The sequence below is a fragment of the Streptomyces himastatinicus ATCC 53653 genome (assembly GCF_000158915.1).
Taxonomy (GTDB): domain Bacteria; phylum Actinomycetota; class Actinomycetes; order Streptomycetales; family Streptomycetaceae; genus Streptomyces; species Streptomyces himastatinicus.
In genome coordinates, this window is the sequence record NZ_GG657754.1 from 1,796,047 (window position 1) to 1,814,504 (window position 18,458).

At 70.1% G+C, this 18,458-nt stretch carries 18 protein-coding genes; 6 read left to right on the forward strand and 12 right to left on the reverse strand.

The annotated features are described in order from the left end of the window. The coding region (locus tag SSOG_RS06840) for an ATP-dependent Clp protease ATP-binding subunit (protein WP_009713478.1) at positions 1-2,494 on the reverse strand (2,494 nt) is incomplete at its 3' end. Between the two features lie 106 nt (positions 2,495-2,600). Then, positions 2,601-2,789, reverse strand: coding sequence for a hypothetical protein (locus SSOG_RS52235; protein ID WP_154685903.1), 189 nt, complete (start codon positions 2,787-2,789; stop codon positions 2,601-2,603). A gap of 53 nt (positions 2,790-2,842) precedes the next feature. Here SSOG_RS52235 and SSOG_RS06845 point away from each other — a divergent pair, with 53 nt between their 5' ends. Continuing rightward, positions 2,843-4,891 (forward strand): glycoside hydrolase, encoded by a 2,049-nt coding sequence (locus SSOG_RS06845; RefSeq protein ID WP_009713479.1) that lies wholly within the window; start codon positions 2,843-2,845, stop codon positions 4,889-4,891. 9 nt (positions 4,892-4,900) lie between these two features. Here SSOG_RS06845 and SSOG_RS06850 read toward each other — a convergent pair whose 3' ends face one another. From SSOG_RS06850 to SSOG_RS06885, 8 genes are all read right to left on the reverse strand, one after another. Further along, on the reverse strand, positions 4,901-5,938 hold the full coding sequence (locus tag SSOG_RS06850) for an epimerase (RefSeq protein ID WP_050799797.1): 1,038 nt from the start codon (positions 5,936-5,938) through the stop codon (positions 4,901-4,903). Positions 5,939-5,966: 28 nt separating this feature from the next. Continuing rightward, entirely contained in the window at positions 5,967-6,890 is a 924-nt protein-coding gene (locus SSOG_RS06855) for a M48 family metalloprotease (protein ID WP_039936764.1), read from the reverse strand. 327 nt (positions 6,891-7,217) lie between these two features. Continuing rightward, positions 7,218-7,727 carry a Pycsar system effector family protein gene (locus tag SSOG_RS06860; protein ID WP_050799799.1) on the reverse strand — a complete coding sequence of 170 codons (510 nt, stop codon included), beginning with the start codon at positions 7,725-7,727 and terminating at the stop codon, positions 7,218-7,220. Next, positions 7,724-8,800 (reverse strand): hypothetical protein, encoded by a 1,077-nt coding sequence (locus SSOG_RS06865; protein WP_009713483.1) that lies wholly within the window; start codon positions 8,798-8,800, stop codon positions 7,724-7,726. The genes SSOG_RS06860 and SSOG_RS06865 overlap by 4 nt, the downstream gene beginning before the upstream one ends. A 70-nt stretch (positions 8,801-8,870) precedes the next feature. Further along, entirely contained in the window at positions 8,871-10,964 is a 2,094-nt protein-coding gene (locus tag SSOG_RS06870; RefSeq protein ID WP_009713484.1) for a hypothetical protein, read from the reverse strand. Next, positions 10,961-11,824: a hypothetical protein gene (locus SSOG_RS06875; RefSeq protein WP_009713485.1), complete on the reverse strand. Its 864-nt coding sequence runs from the start codon at positions 11,822-11,824 to the stop codon at positions 10,961-10,963. The genes SSOG_RS06870 and SSOG_RS06875 overlap by 4 nt, the downstream gene beginning before the upstream one ends. Before the next feature lie 111 nt (positions 11,825-11,935). Further along, a complete protein-coding gene (locus SSOG_RS06880) occupies positions 11,936-12,652 on the reverse strand; it encodes a Crp/Fnr family transcriptional regulator (protein ID WP_009713486.1) in 717 nt (238 codons plus the stop codon). Beyond that, positions 12,645-13,064 carry a YjbQ family protein gene (locus SSOG_RS06885; RefSeq protein ID WP_009713487.1) on the reverse strand — a complete coding sequence of 140 codons (420 nt, stop codon included), beginning with the start codon at positions 13,062-13,064 and terminating at the stop codon, positions 12,645-12,647. Before SSOG_RS06885 ends, SSOG_RS06880 begins: the two co-directional genes overlap by 8 nt. 101 nt (positions 13,065-13,165) lie before the next feature. Between SSOG_RS06885 and SSOG_RS58385 the strand changes: the two genes are divergently transcribed. The 5 genes from SSOG_RS58385 (at position 13,166) to SSOG_RS06905 (ending at position 17,207) form a co-directional block, all read left to right on the forward strand. Next, positions 13,166-13,249, forward strand: coding sequence for a putative leader peptide (locus SSOG_RS58385; protein ID WP_361476881.1), 84 nt, complete (start codon positions 13,166-13,168; stop codon positions 13,247-13,249). 95 nt (positions 13,250-13,344) lie between these two features. Continuing rightward, positions 13,345-14,157 carry an ABC transporter permease gene (locus SSOG_RS06890; protein ID WP_009713488.1) on the forward strand — a complete coding sequence of 271 codons (813 nt, stop codon included), beginning with the start codon at positions 13,345-13,347 and terminating at the stop codon, positions 14,155-14,157. Then, on the forward strand, positions 14,130-14,906 hold the full coding sequence (locus SSOG_RS06895; protein WP_009713489.1) for an ABC transporter ATP-binding protein: 777 nt from the start codon (positions 14,130-14,132) through the stop codon (positions 14,904-14,906). The genes SSOG_RS06890 and SSOG_RS06895 overlap by 28 nt, the downstream gene beginning before the upstream one ends. 94 nt (positions 14,907-15,000) lie before the next feature. Then, the gene (locus tag SSOG_RS06900; protein WP_009713490.1) at positions 15,001-16,038 is read left to right on the forward strand and encodes an ABC transporter substrate-binding protein; all 1,038 of its coding nucleotides are present in this window, start codon (positions 15,001-15,003) and stop codon (positions 16,036-16,038) included. Beyond that, positions 16,038-17,207, forward strand: coding sequence for an LLM class flavin-dependent oxidoreductase (locus SSOG_RS06905; RefSeq protein ID WP_009713491.1), 1,170 nt, complete (start codon positions 16,038-16,040; stop codon positions 17,205-17,207). Before SSOG_RS06900 ends, SSOG_RS06905 begins: the two co-directional genes overlap by 1 nt. Positions 17,208-17,244: 37 nt before the next feature. Here the strand turns inward: SSOG_RS06905 and SSOG_RS06910 are convergent, their stop codons facing one another. Both SSOG_RS06910 and SSOG_RS06915 read right to left on the reverse strand, forming a co-directional pair. Continuing rightward, a complete protein-coding gene (locus tag SSOG_RS06910; RefSeq protein WP_009713492.1) occupies positions 17,245-17,538 on the reverse strand; it encodes a DUF1330 domain-containing protein in 294 nt (97 codons plus the stop codon). Positions 17,539-17,626: 88 nt separating this feature from the next. Beyond that, positions 17,627-18,457, reverse strand: coding sequence for a hypothetical protein (locus SSOG_RS06915; protein WP_167542469.1), 831 nt, complete (start codon positions 18,455-18,457; stop codon positions 17,627-17,629). Position 18,458 lies beyond the last annotated feature (1 nt).

Sequence of the window (18,458 nt, forward strand, 5' to 3'; positions counted from 1 at the left end):
GTCCGCGACCTCCACCCGGATCCCGCTCGCCGGAGGCGAGGCCACCGTCGAGGAGCATCCGGGACAGCCGGTTGTCGACCTCCCGCTGGATGGTGCGGCGCAGCGGCCGGGCCCCGTACTCGGGCTGGTGGCCGTGGCGCGCGAGCCAGTCGATGGCCTCCGGGGCGAACTCGACGGCGATGTCCTGGGCGTGCAGCCGACGGCGGGTCTCCTCCAGCATCACGTCGGTGATCCGGCGCAGCTGCTCGTCGTCGAGCTGCCGGAAGACGACGATCTCGTCGATGCGGTTGAGGAATTCGGGGCGGAAGTGCTCGCGCAGCGGGCGCAGGACGCGTTCGCGCCGGGCCTGCTCGCCGGTCTCGGCATCCGTGGCGCCGAAGCCGAGCGCGGTGCCACCGATGGCCTCGGAGCCGAGGTTGCTCGTCATCACGACGACGGTGTTGCGGAAGTCGACCGTACGGCCCTGGGCGTCGGTGAGACGCCCGTCGTCCAGCACCTGGAGCAGGATGTTGAAGACATCGGGATGGGCTTTCTCGACCTCGTCCAGCAGCAGCAGCGAGTACGGCCGCCGGCGCACGGCCTCGGTGAGCTGTCCGGCCTCCTCGTGGCCGACGTACCCGGGCGGGGCGCCGACCAGGCGGCTGACGGTGTGCCGCTCCTGGTACTCGCTCATATCGAGGCGCACCATCAGCTCTTCGCTGCCGAACAGCGCCTCGGCCAGGGCCCGTGCGAGTTCCGTCTTGCCGACACCGGTGGATCCGAGGAAGAGGAAGCTCCCGGTCGGGCGGCCGGGGTCGGCCAGGCCGGTCCGGGAGCGCAGCACCGCCTCGGCGACGGCGCCGACGGCCTCGTCCTGCCCGATGACGCGCTTGCGCAGGTGTTCCTCCAGGCCGAGCAGCCGGTCCTTCTCCTCCTGGGTGAGGCTGCTGACCGGGATGCCGGTCTGCCGGGACACCACTTCGGCGATGTCCTCGGCGGTGACCTCCAGGCTCTGCCCGTCGTCCGGCTCCGTGCCGTCGCCCGCCTCGATCCGGGCGTTCAGCTCGCCGATGCGGTCGCGCAGTTCGGTGGCCCGCTCGTATTCCTCCGCGGCCACCGCCTGGTCCTTGTCGCGGGTCAGCTGCTCGACCTCCCGCTCCAGTGCGCGCACATCGGTGCCCTTGGTCCGCGAGCGCAAGCGCACCCGGGCACCGGCCTGGTCCATCAGGTCGATGGCCTTGTCGGGCAGGAACCGGTCGGTGAGGTAGCGGTCGGACAGCTCCACGGCGGCGCACAGCGCCTCGTCGGTGAAGCGGACCTGGTGATGGGCCTCGTAGCGGTCGCACAGGCCCCGCAGGATCTCCACCGCGTCGGCGGCGGTGGGCTCGGGCACCAGGACGGGCTGGAAACGGCGGGCCAGTGCCGCGTCCTTCTCGATGTGGCGGCGGTACTCCTCCAGCGTGGTGGCGCCGATGACATGGAGTTCGCCACGGGCCAGCGCGGGCTTGAGCATGTTGCTCGCGTCCATGGAGCCGCCCTCGCCGCCGCCCGTGCCCGCGCCGACGACGGTGTGCAGCTCGTCGATGAAGACGATCAGCTGCTCGGAATGCGTACGGATCTCCTCGATGATGCCGCTCAGCCGCTCCTCGAAGTCACCCCGGTAGCGGGTGCCCGCGACGACGGCGGAGAGGTCCAGCGCGACCACGCGGCGGCCGAGCAGGATGTCGGGGACATCGCCTTCGGTGACGCGCTGGGCGAGCCCTTCGACGATGGCGGTCTTGCCGACACCGGCGTCGCCGATCAGCACGGGGTTGTTCTTGCCGCGGCGGGACAGCACCTCGACGGTCTGTTCGATCTCCTCCCCGCGGCCGATGACCGGATCGATGCGGCCCTGGTGGGCGAGTTCGGTCAGGTCGCGGCTGAACTTGTCCAGGGTGGGCGTGTCCTGCGTCCGGCCCCCGGGCTGCTGCCCGGTCGCGGTGACCGGCGGCTGCCCCGGTGCGGTCTGCGGTCCCTGCTGGGCCGCCGTGGGGTCGAAGTGAAGGGTGTTGAGGATGCGTCCGGCGGCGGAGTCGGGGTTGGAGACCAGCGCCCCGAGGACGTGCTCGGGACCGATGTACGAGGCCCCTGTGGCGCGGGCCAGGTCGTGAGCGTCCAGCAGGGCGCGCTTGACCGCGGGGGTGACGGTCAGCCGGTTCTGTGGCGGTCCGTCGCCGCTCGTACGGTCGATCTGGGCGGCCAGCGCGTCGGTGTCGGCCCCCGCCCCCGCCAGCAGACCCCGGGTCGGTTCCGCGGTCAGCGCCGCGCGCAGCAGGTGCTTGGTGTCCAGGTCGGTGCTGCCGTGCTCGGCGGCGTAGGAGACGGCGTCGGCGACCAGTTGCCGGGCGGGGTCGCTCATCAGACGACCGATGTCGATCTGCCGGGGACCGCGCGGCCCGCCGCCGAGGAACCGCGTCAGGTATTCCTCGAACGGATCCGGCCCGAAGCCTCCCGGCCCCATGAAACCGCTGTTCATAGCCTTCCGTTCCGCGGTTCCGGCCGGGCGCGTACGGGCCGGGCCGGGCCCGCTGTTCTGGTAGGCGTAGTGCTTGCCGGGCGCGGGTGCCCGGGATCGGCGCGGATTACACGTGGTGCGGCAGGCCCGGCACGCGGCCGCCCGTGGCCCGGCCGAACGGGCGGGCCACGCGGTGCGGCTCGTGGTGGTCCCGCGACAGGGCGGGCGGGGCCACCGCGTCGCGGCCGTCACGGGCCGGTGCCGGGCAACTCCTCCCGCCAATATGTGAGAGCGCTTCCCTGTTGGTCGTGTTCATGCCAGCATTCATGGGAGCGCTCCCATAGCGCTCCCACATCCCCAAGGAGAGACATGGCTCTCACACCACGACGCGGCCGAACCCGAGCCTCGCTGCTCGGGTTACTGGCCGCCACCGTCATGACGACGGCCGGACTGGCCGGAACCGCGGGTGCCGCGACAAGCCCCGCTCAGGCCCAGACGGCGACCGGCTCCGCCAAGGCCTCCACCCTGGGCGCACAAGCGGCCCAGTCAGGGCGGTACTTCGGGGCCGCGGTGGCCGCGGGCAAACTCGGGGACACCACGTACGCGGGCATCCTGAACCGTGAGTTCAACATGGTCACCCCGGAAAACGAGATGAAGTGGGACACCATCGAGCGGTCCCGCGGCTCGTTCAACTTCGCCCCGGCCGACCAGATCGCGAACCACGCCACCTCACGCGGACAGCGCTTACGCGGACACACCCTGGTCTGGCACTCCCAGCTCCCCAGCTGGGTCAGCTCCATCGGCGACGCCACCACTCTGCGCAGCGTGATGAAGAACCACATCACCACCACGATGGCCCACTACAAGGGCAAGATCTACGCCTGGGACGTGGTGAACGAGGCGTTCGCCGACGGTGGCGGCGGCCAGCACCGCCCCTCGGTGTTCCAGAACCTGCTGGGCGACGGCTTCATCGAGGAGGCCTTCCGCACCGCCCGGTCGGCCGACCCGGCGGCCAAGCTCTGCTACAACGACTACAACATCGAGGACTGGAACGCCGCGAAGACCCAGGGCGTCTACCGCATGGTGCGCGACTTCAAGGCGCGCGGGGTGCCCATCGACTGCGTCGGCTTCCAGGCCCACTTCGGCTCCGGCGGCCCGCCGACCAGCTTCCAGACCACGCTGTCCAGCTTCGCCGCCCTCGGCGTGGACGTGCAGATCACCGAGCTGGACATCGCGCAGGCGCCGGCGGCCGCGTACACGAACACCACCAGGGCCTGCATGAACGTCCCCCGCTGCACCGGCATCACCGTCTGGGGCATCCGGGACAGCGACTCCTGGCGCGCCGGGGAGAAGCCGCTGCTCTTCGACAACAACGGCAACAAGAAAGCGGCCTACAACGCCACGCTGACCGCCCTGGGCGGCACCCCCGCGGCTACCAAGGCCGCAACGTCACCGACCGCCTCCCTGCCCTCCAGCTTCAAGTGGAACTCCAGCGGAATCCTGATGTCCCCGAAGCCGGACGCCACCCACAACATCGCCGGGCTCAAGGACCCGACGGTGGTCCGCCACAACGGCAAGTGGCACGTCTTCGCCAGCGTCGCCAGCGCCTCCGGCTACAACCTGGTGTACCTGAGCTTCACCGACTGGTCCCAGGCGGCCTCGGCCACCCATCACTACCTGGACCGAAGCGCCATCGGCACCGGCTACCGGGCCGCGCCGCAGGTGTTCTACTTCGCGCCCCAGAACAAGTGGTACCTCGTGTACCAGACCGGGAACGCCTCGTACTCCACCAACAGCGACATCAGCAACCCGAACGGCTGGAGCGCCCCGAAGAACTTCTACTCCGCCATGCCGGACATCATCAAGCAGAACATCGGCAACGGCTACTGGGTGGACATGTGGGTGATCTGTGACAGCGCCAACTGCTACCTGTTCTCCTCCGACGACAACGGCCACCTCTACCGCTCGCAGACGACCCTGGCCCAGTTCCCCAACGGCTTCACCAACACCGTCATCGCGGCCCAGGACTCCAACAAATACGCCCTGTTCGAAGCGAGCAACATCTACAAGGTGCAGGGCAGCAACCAGTATCTGCTGATCGTCGAGGCGATCGGATCGGACGGCAAACGCTACTTCCGGTCCTGGACCTCCAGCAGCATCGCGGGCTCATGGACCCAGCTGGCCGCCTCCGAGGCCAACCCCTTCGCCCGGGCCAACAACACCGCCTTCCCCGCGGGCGCCTGGACCAAGGACATCAGCCACGGCGAACTGATCCGCGCCGGAACCGACCAGACCCTCACCATCAACCCGTGCCAGCTCCAGTACCTCTACCAGGGCATGAACCCGAACGCCGGCGGCGACTACAACACCCTGCCGTGGCGCCTCGGCCTCCTCACCCAGACCAACTCGGCCTGCTGAGCCCGGCGATCACCCCTTGCCGCCCTCCTTGTCGCCGCCACGGTGGCGACAAGGAGGAGCTGGCCGTGCCACCCACCTGGACTCCCGGACCACTCCTGCACCGGATCGCTCCTGCCGTACCCGCCGGACGAGTTCGCCCGCGGCACTCGGCCAATCCGCGTGGTCGAACACGAATCCATTCTTGAGCAGCCGACCCGGCATCACCCGGCGGCTCTTCAGCAGGAGTTCGGTGTCGGAGCGCAGCACAAACGCGCCGATCTCGGCCATCCACTTCGTCGCCGGCAGGCCCACCGGCACGCCCCATTCTCGTCGCAACGCGTGCATGAACGCCCGTTGCGGCAGTGGATCCGGGGCCGCCAGATTGACCGGACCAGTGACATCGTCCCGGTCGATCAGGAACTCCACCGCGCGGACGAAGTCGAGGTCGTGGATCCAGGACACGTACTGCGCGCCGCCTGCGACCGGCCCGCCGAGGCCGAGCCGCGCCAGCCACAGCAAGTAGTCGAAGACACCACCACGATCAGGGCTCATCACCATCGCCGAGCGCATGGCCACCTTGCGGGTGTACGGCGTATCGGCCTGCTCCTGCTCCCGCTCCCACTTCTTCGCGATCTCGACGCTGAAGCCCCAGTAACCGGGGACATCCGGTTCGGTACCGCCGATCACTCCAGTCGCCTCGTCGTGGGGCGCGTGGAAGCGGTGGGCGTAGATGGTGGCGGTGCTCATCTGGAGCCAGGCCCGGGGAGGCCGTCGGGCAGCCGCGATCGCCTCGCCCACCACACGCGCGGAGTCCACGCGCGAATCCATCATGGCCCGAAGGTTCTCCTGGGTGTAGCGGCAGCTGACGCTGCGGCCGGCGAGGTTGATGACGACATCGCTGCCGTCGAGCGCCGCCGCCCAGGGGCCCAGCGTTCTACCGTCCCACCAGACGTCACTGTCCCGAACCGGCCGCCTGGTCAGAACCACGACCTCGTGGCCCGCGGCGGTCAGCACACGATGCAGTATGCCGCCCACCTGCCCGGTTCCTCCCGGTAGCACTATCTTCACTGGGCTCTCCTCTCTCCGGCCGAGCACTTCACCGCCATCTCGCCAGGTATGGGGCCAGATGGTGCAGGCGCGTGTGGTAATCCGGGTGTGTGGACAGAAGCTTGTCGATCATGATCGGTCGGCCGCTTCGAGCCCGCCCCGTCGCACCGGCCATGCTCGCAGCTCCGCCGCAGCCGGAGTCGGCGGCAACCAGGCGACGACGCTCGGCATCCGATTCCCCCCTCTGCATCGTGTGCAGCACCTCGGCGAGCATGGGGCCGAAACCGAGCGCCGCCGCATATCGGTCGGCCCGTAGTTCGGCCTGGCGCGCCAGCGCCGCCATCGGGTACGGCGCCACCACCAGCACCAGTGGAACGAACCAGTAGGACAGCGCAAGCGCCACCAGGACGCTGCCCACCGCCAGGACGAGCACCAGTGCCACAAAGCCGCCCCGCCGTCGGCCGATGCGGAGCCCGTGCCGGGCCAGCCACCGGACGACGGCCCAAGCGATCCGTGCCGGCGCGGAGTACCACTCGCCCAGCAGGGAGGACCAAGCGTGTCCGCCGACGTGGTGCCCCAGTTCATGGGCGAGGACCGCAGCGAGGTGGTCGCTCGGCAGGTGCTCGAGGGAATACCCGGTGACGCTGACGATGTGACCCGCCGCGGCGACGGCGTTGATCGCTTCGCTGTCTTGGATCCACAACTCGTAGGCCCTGCCGTCGACGCCCGCCCTGGCTGTCACCTCCCGCCAGACCGGCTCCAGCCGACTGCGTTCCCGCGGGGTCGGGTAACGCAGGTCGAGCAGGTGGCGAGCGAGGGCGCTCTCGGTGGGCCGGTGGAACGCCAGCGCGCCCGTGGCGAGCCATATCAGGACGACGACCCAGCCCGCGGTCGAGAGCAGGGCGCAGGCGACCAACGCCACGAGCAGCAGGCTGGCGGCACACCACGGCAGGTACAGCAGGAGTCGGCCCATGGCCGTGGCGTCAGTCCACCGTTGCCGATCGGCGAGGTGTACTCGGCCTGACCGGCCGAAGTCCGCGTCCTGCGGACGGGATCCCACAGGGCCGGAATCCTGGGACCGGTCACCGAGGTGAGGCGGCAACTCCTCGCCGGGATAAGGGGGCGGCGGAGGCCGGTCGCCGGGGTAGGGCGGCGGCGGGGGGAACACGGCGGCCGGAGACTGCGGGGGCTGGGGGTAAGGGGCGCGGTCGGAACCGGTGGGGTCGGGTGGAGTGGCCATGGTGTGTCTTCCCCTACGTACGAACGGACGTGTCCGGATGGTGCGGCGAGCCGGCGGCGTTCAGCGGATGGTCAGCGCGGTGGGCAGCAGCACCACCCCCGCGCAATAGGCGGCCAGGCCCGCGCGTATCCAGCGGTGTTTGCTGCCGACGATGCGGCTGTTCTGGGCGAGTGCTTCCAGCAGACCGCCGTTGGGATCCTCCTCGGTGGCGTCGAGCGCCTCGGTCAGCAGGCCCTGATCCGTGGCGCGGCGGATGTCGTCGAAGTAGGTCAGCGGTCGCCCCGGGGCCCAGCGGCTGCTGCCGTACCGCGGCAGGACGGCCAGGAGGAGGCAGACCAGCGATCCGGCCAGAGCCGTCAGTCCGGCCCACAGCAGCCCGGTCCTGGTGCCGGAAAGCCCGGACAACGCCCCGCCGCGGGCAGCGAGGAGCCCCCCGAACAGACCCACCGTCATGCTGAGCGCACCCAGCAGCAGGGCGGCCTTGCTGTCGGCATGGGCCACTTCCGCCCTCACCTCCGCGAGCAGACGTCCCCCCACACCGGGCCCGTCCGCTGCCCTGCTGCCGCTCACGCCTCGTCCGCCGCGGATTCGGCCTGTCCGCCCCAGGACAGCGAGCCCGGCATGGGAGGGGCCGGAGAGGCGCCGGGCAGACTGTGGGTGAGGAGTTCCTCGATGATCTGCACGGCCTGCTTGTTCAGGCCCGCGCGCTGGTACTCCTCCATGTTCTCCCCCTTCAGGACCTGTAGGGCGACCTCGGTCTGGCTCTTGATGAGGGCCAGTTGGTCCGCGCGCAGGTTGTCCATCACCAGGCGCGAGTCCTCGGGGTGACGAGCCAGGTGGAGGGCCCAGGTCGCCACCCCGCCGTGCTGGAGGTAGTACTGGTAGTACTGGATCTTCTTCGCTTCCAACTCCCGTAGTTCCGCTTCCTGGTGGCCCTGGAGCATGGCCAGTTCGTGTCCGTGCCGCGCCTGTGCCGTGTGACGCTCTGCCTGGAGGCGGTCCTCGCGCATCGCCAGGTCGTGCGAGTCACCCAACTCTTCGTCGGCATAGCGGATCCGGCGCAGCTCCCGCTGATGAGCGATGGCATCGTCGTCCCGTCGCATCTGGACCGTCCACGTCACGCGCAGCCCGATGTCGTCGGCCAGTGCGCCGGCCTTCGTGAGTACGCGGCGTACCGCGCCTTCGGCGGCGGCGCTGTGGTCGATCGAGAAACCGCAGCTGACGGGCCGCATCAGCTCCTCCAGACGCCGGGTGAGCAGGGCCGGCACATCCCGCTCACCGCTGGCGACGAACCGATCGGGCCGGTTGACCTGCCACGTCGTCTCCAGTGTGGTGGTGAAGTCGAAGGCGTCGTTGTCGCTCGGCAGCAGGAGAGTGGCGGTGCAGCGGTGGACGCCCATGTCCACTTCGTAGACGGCGGTGTACCGCTTGGTGGCGCATTCTGAGCGGGAGGGGCGACGGGGCGGCAGCCAGACGTCGAAGCCGCCCTTGCCGGTGGTGAACACCAGGGCGTTGTCGATCCGGCTGTGGTTCCTGCGGTAGTCGAACCGGGAAAGCGTACGCACGGTGACCACCGGGTCGGCGAGGACGCTGTGCCGGTCCACGCCCTGGTCCCAGTCGAACTGGCGACGGGAGTCGGCCATGGTTCATGTCTCCTTGGTCTGTGTTCCAGTACTTCGTGGATGAGGGACGAGGGATGCCGGACCGCGGCGCCTACAGCGCGGCCGACAGGCGGGCTGCCACCGGCAGTGGGGCGTCCCCACGTCGGTCGCGCAGCGTCGCGAGGAGATGTCCGATGCGCTTCCGGTCGTCTCCGGTGACGGCGAGAGCTGGAAGCAGCACCGCCAAGTGACGTTCGGCCTCCGGGTCCTGGTCCGCCTCGCGGACCCAGTCGCCCAAGGCCTTCAAGGCTTCACTGGTGTAGCGCATGTCGTTCAGGACCGTGCGCCACAGATGGGCGAGCTGACGGGCGTCCTCGGGGCCGCCCCGCTCGCCGGCCGTCGCGTACCACCGCAAGATCAACAGATCGTCGGTGTGGGTACAGGCCAGCACGAAGGCATGCAGAGCCAGCCGCCTGACGGACGGCGCGTCCCCCAGCAGTTCGGCCATGTCCCGCAGCACCTGCTCGCGGACCGCGGGCGACTCATCGGTGAGCAGCAGCGCGGCGGACTCCGCGATGTGCCGGGCCTCCTGCTCGTCCTCACCCGTCCGGGCGGCGTCCGCCAGCGCCGCGAGCGCCTCGCGCGGCATCATCGCCCCCACCAGGGCGTAGCCGCGGATCGCCGTCCACCGCAGCCGTGGCTCGGCTGGGTCGCCGTCGCACCAGGTCCGCAGGATCGCGGGGACGTTCGGGGCGCCTACGGCGTGCGCCGTCGCGAGGGCGTTGGCGGCCACCAGGCAGTCGCGGTAGCGCTTGGACTTCGCCCACCCCTCGATGAGCAGTGCCATCGCGGACGGCAGGTCCGCCTGGGCCAGCACTGCTGCGGCCACCGCCGCCCTGGTGCGCACCAGCGGCCGGCCGTCATTCGCCAGCCGCTGGAGCCAGCGGATCAGGCCTGGTCGTGCCGAGGGGTGGCCGGTCCACACCTCGCGAAGCACCTCGGCGGCGACCCTCCCTTCCTGGAAGCGGGCCATGCGCTGGGTGACCGGCCCCCATTCGGTGTGCTCCTCCTGCCAGTACGCGGTGGCACGGGCGAGCCGCAATCGTTTGGTGATGGATGTGCCGAAGACGCCGACCCGAGCTCTCCGGTTGGCATCCTCGGTGCCTTGGAACTGTGCGTAGAGGTCGTCGCTGACCTCGGCGGTCAGCGCGTACGCGGCCTCGTCGAACGCCGCGAGGGAGATCAGGAACGCCTTGTCCCGCAGGGAGGCCTCGTCGCCCCCGAACCACTCCCGCACCTGTTCCTGGATCATCGACCGGCCAAAGGCCGCCAGTTGGTCGAGGCTCCGCCCGCCCTCCGCGTGGTCGGACAGCGCCTTCGCGAACTCCGCGGCCTCGCGCAGCTGGTGGTCGGTCCGGCCGAGGAATTCCCGGGCGGGTGGCAGACCGAGCAGTTCGCGTTCGCGTGGCGGATCGTCCACCAGGTGGTGCAGATGTGAGCGAACGACGGACTCAGGGGACGGCGGCTGCCACTCGACGGCGTCGACACCGTGCAGAACGGCGAACAGGTCGACGGTGATGACGAGGTAGGCGTTGTTCTGCTTGAGTTCGTCCCGCACGGACCACAGGTCGATGTCGCGTAGGGGGGCATCATGGCCGGTCACCAAGTCGAGGACGAGATAGCCGCGCGTATCGCCGGTCACCTGCTCGTTGAGCGCGGTCGGCCTGGTCTTCGGGTCGAGGGCTCGTACCGGTACGGCGTCCAGGGCGTGCAGCAGCATCAGGGCGGCGCTGCGCCGGCCGCTGAAGGGGGCGCCGGACAGCACGAGGACCCGCTCGTCGCGCAGCCGGTCCACCAGCGGGTGCACCAGCTCCTCGTAGCCCGCGAACACCTGCCTCAGATCGCGGAGTTCGCTGTCAGGGATGGAGCCAGAGGTGTGGGTGGCGGCGCCGAAGCGGTAGTGGTGCTCGATCTTCGTCCCCAGAACGACATCGCCTGTGACGCTGCCGCCGCTCACGCCCGTCTGGGCGCCACCGACCAGGCTGCCCCCGATGGCGGTCGGCGCGTGGCGGTGGAGTTCGCGCCGGGCCGCCCACGGGTCCTGGGGGCGGTCGTTCTCCTCCTCGGGCTGCTCGGACTCCTCGGACCCCGGAGCGGTCTCGTCGAGGTGCTGGTCGGCCTTCTCCTCGGCCGGTTGCTCGCTCATGCCCGCCCGCCGTTGTTCTCATGCCGGACGCTCCCCAGAACGACATCGCCCGTGACGTTGCCGCCGCTCACGCCCGTCTGATTGCCACCGACCAGGCTGCCCCCGATGCTGAGGGAACCGCCGTTGACGGTGATCCGCCCTCCCCCGGTGTCTGTACCGCTCGGTGCGGAGGGCCGTTCAGCGGCGTCCTCGCCCGCTCCCCGGACCGCGTCCGGGGAGCCGTCCCGCCCCCGCTCCGACGTCGGCGCGGTGGCGGAGGTGCCTCGCGGGAGCGGTCCGTGCAGCCACGCTTCGAGCTGGTCCTTCTTCACCGCCACGTCGACGTGGTGGAAGTCCGCTGCCCGCAGCCCGCGATGACCGTGACGGACGACGCCGTGGTACACGGGTGCCGACACGCACAGCACACAGTCCTCGTCGCGCTGCTTGAGCGCTTCGCGCAGGACGTCGGCGTCGAGAAGTCGGCAGGACTGGTTCAGGTCGTGACCGACGAGCCCGCCGACCGTGCCGCGGTAGGGGTCAAGGGCCACCTCCCCGGAAGCCAGGACCATCCGCAGCCGCATCTGGGCGCTGCTGGACGCCAGGCGGTTGTACGCGCACAGCGAGTCCGGGACCGTGACCAGCAACGAGCGCAGCAGCGCCGTCTTCGGGACCTCGGCGCTGACCAGGATGATCAGTCCGTCCCCCCGATCCTCCCGGTACTGCATGTTCGGCTCGACACCGGCCGCGGCGAGGGCGTCTTCGACCAGGCCGTGCAGGCTGCGGCGCAGGAACGACTGCTCCACGTCGTCCCGGCGACTGAAGTTCTCGATGTCCAGCAGCAGGATGGTGCGGTTGACGGGTTCTGTCAGGGCCAGTGTCATGCGTGCCTCTCGGAGACGGCTCGAACTCGGTCCGCAGCACTATCCCTTGAGGGACTGACAATGGAGGAGGGACGTTGTCACACACCTTCTGTGATCGATGACGCACAAGGGCTAACCGCCACGTCCGATCAGACGCAGCTGATCCGGACGGACGATCACCAGCCCTCGGCGGCCGGTCCGCACGATGCCTCGTTCCCGCAACTCCCTCAGCAGTCGGGCCACCGCTTCACGCGAAGCTCCCACTGAGCCCGCCAGTTCGTGCTGGCTGAGGCCGCTGGTCAGCCGCACGCCTTCGGGGACCTGCGCGCCATGCGTGCGCGCCAAGTCCAGGAGCAGGAGGGACAACCGCTCCCGGGCCCCGAGCGCGCCCTGTTCCACGCGTTGCCGGTCACTTGCCCGTGTCCGGTCCGCGGTAAGGCTGAGGAGCTGGAGCGAGGTCGACGGCTGGGCCGCGAGATGGGCCAGGAAGCGGTCACGCTCGATCGTGACAGCCGACACATCCTCAAGAGCCGTCACGGTGGCCGAGCGAGGGCCGCCGCTTACGGCGGAGGCCTCACCGACGATGTCGCCCGGACCGCGCAGCGCAAGCAGGGCTTCGTAGCCGTTCGCCGCTGTGTGGGTGACCTTGGTCCAGCCGCCGAGCATGAGGATCACATGCGTGGACGGATCATCCTGCCGGACCAGGACCGTGCGCGGGCCATACTTCACGGGACGTCCCAGCTCCAACAGGGCGACGCGCTCCGGGTGTTCCAGCCGGGCGAGAAAGGGGACCTGGTCGTCCAGACGACCGGCTCCCGACGACGCCGGGGACGCGGGTTGATCAGCCAAGGAACGACAACCTGACCGTGCGGTGGGGGTTGTCCCGGTTGGTGTCGACCAGGCACACCGACTGCCACGTGCCCAGCGCCAGGCTGCCGCCGAGGACGGGGAGGGTGGCGTGGGGCGGGACGATGGCCGGGAGGACGTGGTCGCGGCCGTGGCCCGGGGAGCCGTGGCGGTGGCGCCAGCGGTCGTCGGCGGGGAGGAGGTCGCGGAGGGCGGCGAGGAGGTCGGTGTCGCTGCCCGCGCCCGTCTCCAGAATCGCGATACCGGCAGTCGCGTGCGGGACAAACACATTGAGCAGACCGTCGGCGCCCTGCGCCACTTCGCGCAGATACGCCTCGCAGTCGGCGGTGAGGTCGGCGACGGTCTCGGTGGCGCCGGTGGTGATGTCGAGCGTGTGGGTGCGGAAAGTAGACATGACTCCATCCTCGTACGTGCTCTGTTAAAACTCCCGCAACAAAGGTCCGAGGGGCAAGACGGCATTGACCGGTTCTGGACACCGTCGCTAGCTTCGAGGACATGTCTACGTCAGCCTTGCTCACCACGCGCGGTCACATCGACCTGCTGCGGGTGGCGTCCGCCGCGTGTCCCGGCGCCTGCTGACCTTTCCCTCCCCCTCCCTCATTCTCGTTTTCGTCGTACCGCTCTGACCGTCGTGCCGTGCGGGCGCCGAGGCGTGCCCCTTTTCTGGAGTCCCCGTGTCCCCGGTTCTTCTCGAACCGGTCGTGCCCCTGTCCGCGCGCCGTCGCTCCGTACCCCGCTGGCTGCGCCGCACGACCGGTCCCCTTTTTCTGTTGCTGCTCTGGCAGGTGTGCAGCGCGACCGGCGTGCTGCCCTCCGACATGCTCGCCTCGCCCGGCACCATCGCCGGTACCGCCTCCGGCATGATCCAGGACGGCACGCTGCCGCACGCCATGCTGGTGTCGGTGCAGCGGGTGCTGAACGGACTGGTGATCGGCGGGATCATCGGGGTCGCCCTGGCGCTGGCCTCCGGGCTGTCGCGGCTCGGCGAGGACCTGGTCGACGCGAGCGTGCAGATGTTCCGCACCATCCCGTGGGTCGGGATGATCCCGCTGTTCATCATCTGGATGGGCATCGGCGAGGCCCCCAAGATCGCGCTCATCGCGCTCGGTGTCACCTTCCACCTCTATCTGAATGTGTACGCGGGCATCCGCGGTGTGGACGCGCAGCTCATCGAGGCCGGGAACTCGCTCGGGCTCGGGCGCTGGGGGCTGATCCGCCATGTGGTGCTGCCGGGCGCGCTGCCCGGAGCCATGACCGGCCTGCGGTATTCGCTGGCCACCGCCTGGCTGGCGCTGGTCTTCGGCGAGACGATCAACGCGGACGACGGAATCGGCTTCCTGCTCAACCGCGCGCGGGAGTTCTTCCAGACCGATGTGATCGTGGTCTGCCTGATCGTCTACGCCGCCCTCGGCCTGCTCGCCGATTTCATCGTCCGCACTCTGGAGAGGCTGCTGCTGCAATGGCGACCGACCTTCACCGGCAAGTAAATCCGCTCACGAAGGAAACGACGGACGACGCGGCGGTACGGGTCGACTCGCTCACCCGGTCCTTCGACGGCCGCGCCGTCATCGACAACCTCGAACTGACCATCCCGCAAGGCGAGTTCGTGGCGCTGCTCGGCCGCAGCGGCTGCGGCAAGTCCACGCTGCTGCGCGTACTGGCCGGGCTCGACCGGGAAATCAACGGCGAGGTGCTGGTCCCGCGGCGCAAGGCCGTCGCCTTCCAGGCACCGCGGCTGATGCCGTGGAAGAAGGTGTGGCGCAATGTGCTGCTCGGACTTCCCGGCAGCCCCGGGCGGGAGGTTGCCGAGAAGGCGCTGGAGGAGGTCGGGCTCGGCCACCGGAGCGACGCCTGGCCCAAGACGCTGTCCGGTGGCGAGGCGCAGCGTGCCTCGCTCGCCCGGGCGCTGGTGCGCGAGCCCGATCTGCTGCTGCTCGACGAGCCGTTCGGCGCGCTGGACGCGCTCACCCGGATCACCGCACAGCGGCTGGTCTCCGATCTGTGGCAGAGCCGTGGCTGCGCGGTGCTGCTGGTGACGCACGACGTCGAGGAGGCGCTGCTGCTCGCCGACCGCGTGCTGGTGATGGACGGCGGCGTCATCGCGCATGAGGTCCGGGTGGACCGTGACCGACCGCGCGACATCGCCGACCCGTACATCGCGGATCTGCGCACCCAACTGCTGGACCGACTGGGTGTGGAGGCACCCGAAGCCGCGGAGGTCGAGAAGGTCGCGTAGCGCCTCCTCGGCTCCCTCTCGTACGAACCCCGTCGCGCGAACCCCCTCGCGCGCCCCCTCTGTACCACCCTCACCACGAACGGACCCTGCTGACATGAGACGGCGAATCGTCCCGGCCCTGCTCATCTCCCTCGCTCTGCCGCTGTCCGCATGCGTCAGCTCGAACTCGAACGGCGGCTCGTCCGGTGCCGCCGGCAACACCGACGGCGAGGGCGATGTGACCCTGAACGTCGGCGACCAGAAGGGCAATGACGAGGCGGTGCTGCGCGCCGCCGGTGAACTGAAGAACCTGCCCTACAAGATCAAGTGGTCGACGTTCACCTCCGGCCCGCCGATCCTGGAGGCCGTGAGCGCCAAGGCCGTGGACATCGGCGGCGTCGGCAACACCCCGCCCGTCGTCGCCGCGGCCGCCAAGTCCAAGATCAAGGTCGTGGGTGCCAAGCACGGTACGACCGACGGCGAGGCGATCGTGGTGAAGAAGGGCTCGCCGCTGAAGAAGACCGCCGACCTCAAGGGCAAGCGGGTCGCGGTCGCACAGGGCAGCTCGGCCCACTTCCAGCTCGTCGCCTCGCTCCGGAAGGCCGGGCTCTCGATCAAGGACGTCAAGGTCAGCTTCCTTCAGCCCGCCGACGCGCTGGCCGCCTTCAAGGGCGGCAAGGTGGACGCCTGGGCCATCTGGGACCCGTACACCGCGCAGGCTGAGAGCCAGGCGGACGCGCGGGTCCTCACCACCGGCAAGGGCGTGACCAACGGCCTCAACTTCCAGGTCGCCAACCCCACCTCCCTCGATGACAAGAAGAAGACGAAGGTCATCAAGGACTACCTGGAGCGGCTGCGGCGCGCCCAGAAGTGGGTGTACAAGCACCCCGAGGCGTGGGCCAAGGTGTGGGGCAAGGAGACCGGGCTCCCGTACGACGTGGCGCTGGCCGCCGTGAAGCGGACCAACGGCACCCGGGTCTACACCGCCGTCGACAAGCCCGCCATCGCCTCCGAGCAGGAGATCGCGGACACCTTCGCCAAGCTGAAGCTCACCCCGCGCCGCATCAACTTCGCCGACTACGTGGACACCCGCTTCAACGGCGGTCTGCCGCCGTCCAGCACCGCGCCGCGTACCTTCGGAAAGGGCTCCTGATGTCCGTCCGCCTGCACTGGTTCCTGCCGACGGGCGGCGACGGGCGCACCCTGGTCGACCGGCACGCCTACACCGGCGGTGACCGCTCGCGCATCACCCCGGTGAGCGGCGTCCGGACGCCGGACATCGACTACCTCACGCAGATCGCCAAGGCCGCCGAGCATCTGGGGTTCGAGGCGGTGCTCACCCCGACCGGCACGTGGTGCGAGGACGCGTGGCTGACGACGGCCGCGCTCGCCCAGCACACCGAACGGCTGAAGTTCCTGGTGGCCTTCCGGCCGGGGCTGATCTCACCGGTGCTGGCCGCGCAGATGGCCGCGACGTACCAACGGATCACCCGCGGGCGGCTGCTGCTCAACATCGTCACCGGCGGCGACTCCGCCGAGCAGCGGCGCTTCGGCGACCACCTCGACCACGACCAGCGGTACGCGCGCACGGCGGAGTTCCTGGAGGTCGTACGGGGTGTGTGGGGCGGCAAACCCTACGACTTCGACGGCGAGCACTACCAGATCGGGGGCGGGCTGACCGCGGTGCCGCCCGACCCGCTGCCGCAGATCTTCTTCGGCGGCTCCTCCCCGGCCGCCGGACCGGTCGCCGCCCGGCACACGGATGTCTATCTGACCTGGGGCGAACCGCCCGCCCAGGTCAAGGAGAAGATCGACTGGATCCGGGGTCTGGCGGAGCGGGAGGGCCGGGAGGTCCGTTTCGGCATCCGGCTGCACACCATCGCCCGCGACTCCTCGCGCGAGGCGTGGGCCGTCGCCGACCGGCTGCTGGACGATCTCGCCCCGGAGGCGATCGCGGGGGCCCAACAGGCGCTGGGGCGCAGCGAGTCCGTGGGGCAGCAGCGGATGCTGGCGCTGCACGGCGGCTCGCGCGACGGGCTGGAGATCTCGCCCAATCTATGGGCGGGGGTCGGGCTGGTGCGCGGCGGCGCGGGTACGGCGCTGGTCGGCAGCCATGCGGAGGTGGCCGACCGGATCGAGGAGTACCACGCCCTGGGCATCGAGCACTTCGTGCTGTCGGGCTACCCGCACCTGGAGGAGGCCTACTGGTTCGGCGAGGGCGTGACGCCGGAGCTGGCGTCGCGCGGTCTGGTGGCGGACGCGCCCGGGAACGGCCGTCCGGCCCCAGGCGGCGCGCCGCTTCTGGTCGCCGGGGGCCGGTAGGCCGTACGTACGTCCGCGGTCGGGCCCGCCGTTGTGGTCAGGGCCCGCCGTCGACAAACAGCAGCCTGCGGTCCAGGGCGTCCTTGCGGACCTCCAGCGCCTCGGCGTACTCGGGGGACGCGTACCAGCGGCGGGCCTCGGCCATGGAGGGGAACTCGAGGATCACCATCCTCCGCTCCTCCGGCCACTCCCCCTCCACCGCGTCCGGCTCCCGGCCCCGCGCGAGGTAGCGGCCGCCGTACCGGGCGATCGAGGCAGCGGCCAGCTCGCGGTAGACAGCGGCCTGCGGCTCGTCGAGGACCTCGACCTCGGAAATGACATACGCAGGCATTCCGCCCCCATGTCTCTCACCGGACAGTTTTCCTGGAAGGTACCACCGGCCCGGCCGAAGGGATCACGCTGTCGGCATCCGCCCCGGCCTAGCCGTCGGCGGTCGAGCGCACGTTGGCCCGCACGGTGTCCAGGTCCCGTCGGACCGCTTCGTACACGGCCTTGTTCCGGTCGATGTCGGCCCGCTGACGCTCCGCCGTCACGGACCACCACACCCCGAGGGTGTTGTGTTTCCGCTTGCACTCGATGTCCGCGACGGCAGTGCCCACTTCCCGCTGGGTATGGGTGGTGTTGCCGTCGCGGCCCGTGCCCCAGGCCTTGTCCTGCCGTGCGGCTTCCGGGTTCCGGTACCGCTTGAACCCCTTGTCCACGACACAGTCCGACCAGGTCGCGAACGCCTTCCGCATGCGCCGGTCCTTGGCCACCGCCTTCTCCAGCCGCTCCTGGCGGCGGCTGGGGTACGCCCACATGTGGGTGGCGTCCGCGACACCCTTGAGCAGTTGCCGGTCTCCCTGCCCCGCGCAACCGCCCTTCGGGGCATCGCCGGACCGGCCGTACAGGGCCGCGTACTCCTTATCCGTCATGGCGCGGCCCTTCGGCCCGGCCACGCCCAACGGGGCTTTCGCCGGGGCCCAGCCGTATCCCCACCGTTTGGCCTGGTCGAGGTCGAGCGGCCCCAACGGAGTCTCGCTCCTGCGGAGCGTCAGGAGCGACGCCCCCGGCGCCCCCGGCGCCCCCGACGACCCGTAACTCTTCGGGGGTTTCGGGTCCAGGGGAAAGTCGGTGAAGCCGAGCCCCACCATGCAGCGCTGTGCGAGGCGATTCCGCGCCGTGTCGAACTCCTTGGTGGCCCGCTTGCCGAGCTTGTACCGGTCAATGGGCAGCGGCGGCAGATCGTCCGCCTCCTTGACCTCCGGCACC